Genomic DNA, 1610 nt, shown 5'->3' on the forward strand with positions numbered 1-1610 from the left:
AGTCAAATAACTAAGACGTTGCAGTTAAAGTAATTTTCCATCAATATCTCAGACCAGAATCTGAAATTTCGATCTATAAACTTTAAAGTCAAATAACTAAGACGTTGCAGTTAAAGTAATTTTTCATCAATATCTCAGACCAGAATCTGAAATTTCGATCTATAAACTTTAAAGTCAAATAACTAAGACGTTGCAGTTAAAGTAATTTTTCATCAATATCTCAGACCAGAATCTGAAATTTCTATCTATAACTTTAAGTCAAACAACTAAGACGTTGCAGTTAAAGTAATTTTCCATCAATATATCAGCCCCGAATCTGAGATTTTTGGCTTCTTGTTCCCTACAACCAAAGTCTTGTAAAATTATTTTATCGAATTGGTATAAAGAAATTGTCAACTTTTAATAAATTCCAGTAAATTTAGAGGAAACTTTTTCATGTCACAAGATAGTTACCTAGTGGTGGGTGGCGGAGATGTAGGTTTAGCTACAGCTGTTCATCTTAGTTCTCAAGGGTGTCTGGTTTATTTATTTTCTCGTCGTTATTCTGTAATAAATAAAACTAAGATTGTTCGTTCAAATGGTCTATTTTTGCCTGGTAATTATCCAATTGCAGCTTGTTTTAATGATATTCAGAAAATTGCAGCAGCCAATGATGGAAAATTGCCCAGGAATATTATTATTTGTTGTCGGGGTCAGGATATTGAATCTTATGCCAGTATTTTAGGTGAATATATTCACTCTCAAATGAATATTCTAATAATTTGCGCTAGTCGTTTTTCTGGTCGAGTTTTTGGCAAAGTTTTGTACAGAGAATTTGACATAATTGAAACCCAATTACCGGCAATTGCAGATGTAAATAATAGCCCTTTTGCTTGCCGAGGTAATGCTGATGATCAAGTTGCTATTAAAAGGTTTAAAAAACAGTTTAAAGTTGCTGCTCAAAACTCAGAAATGACGGAACGGATTTTGGTTACTTACCAAAGTTTGTTTGAGAATTTACGTCCTGCTATTTCTAGTTTAGAGGTTAATTTAGATAAATGTAATGATATTTTTCATATACCTTTAATCTTAGCTACTTTAGAAAAGTGGGAGCTTGGAGAAAGTTATAACATTTACCGAGGTTTTAGTCCTCGTACTGGTGATTTGATTGCTGACTTAGATAGCGATCGCTTAATTATTGCTAAGGGGTTAGGGTTTCCTAATCTCAGTAATATGTATGATTATTTTAAGACTGCTTATGGAACTTCTGGGCCGTCTATTTACGAACATATTCATCAGATTAAGGCATTGGACAATGCTACTGTCAGGAATCTCCATCATCGCTATCTTTCGGAGGAGTTACCTTTTGGAGCTTTTCCACTACAGGTTTTAGCTCGCCTTGTAGGAGTGGATACTCCATTTTTAGATAGCTGTGTGACTTTGGGAAGCAAGTTTGTAGATGAACCTTTGAGGTGGAATGCTGAGTTTCTGGAATTGGATACTCAATGGTTGGATAGCCAACTCTAGCAAAGTTCAGAAGTTATATTTTTGGGCTAAACGCTAGATTTCGATCTATAAATTCCCGTCAAATAACTAAGACGTTGCAGTTGGACTAATTTTTGATTAATCTC

General features: G+C 34.2%; 1 protein-coding gene. It reads left to right on the forward strand.

Features of this window, described 5'->3' with window-relative positions:
• Positions 1-435 precede the first annotated feature (435 nt).
• Complete coding sequence (locus ACP6PM_RS29770; protein ID WP_426590494.1) at positions 436-1506, forward strand: NAD/NADP octopine/nopaline dehydrogenase family protein; 1071 nt, start codon at positions 436-438, stop codon at positions 1504-1506.
• Positions 1507-1610: the final 104 nt, after the last annotated feature.

Source organism: Dapis brunnea BLCC-M229 (genome assembly GCF_050015995.1).
In the GTDB taxonomy this organism is placed as follows: Bacteria; Cyanobacteriota; Cyanobacteriia; order Cyanobacteriales; family Microcoleaceae; genus Trichodesmium.